1 protein-coding gene is annotated in these 256 nt (G+C 71.1%); it reads left to right on the plus strand.

The features are described from left to right. Window positions 1-256: hypothetical protein (locus CUZ56_RS15880; RefSeq protein WP_204250964.1), on the plus strand; the 256-nt coding region annotated here is incomplete at both ends.

The following is a 256-nucleotide window of genomic DNA, read 5'->3' on the forward strand; positions in this document are numbered from 1 at the left end:
GTGATACCGAGGCGGAGGACGAGCAGGGCAAGGGCAAACTCTGGAACAAGATGAAGGGCAATCTGTTCGGCGCGCACGCCGTGCTCGGTGTGGCGGCTCTTGCCGCCGCCTCGGCCGGGGCTGTCGGCGGGACGGGCACCGCGCATGCGCAGGTCGCGCCGCCCGGCATCGTCGGTACCGGGTACAGCGTCGATACCGAGCATCGCGCCGCGGGGTGTGTGCCCATGCCGCGCGTGCTGGTGGAACCACCCGGCGA

The organism is Saezia sanguinis (genome assembly GCF_003991585.1).
Classification (GTDB): domain Bacteria; phylum Pseudomonadota; class Gammaproteobacteria; order Burkholderiales; family Burkholderiaceae_C; genus Saezia; species Saezia sanguinis.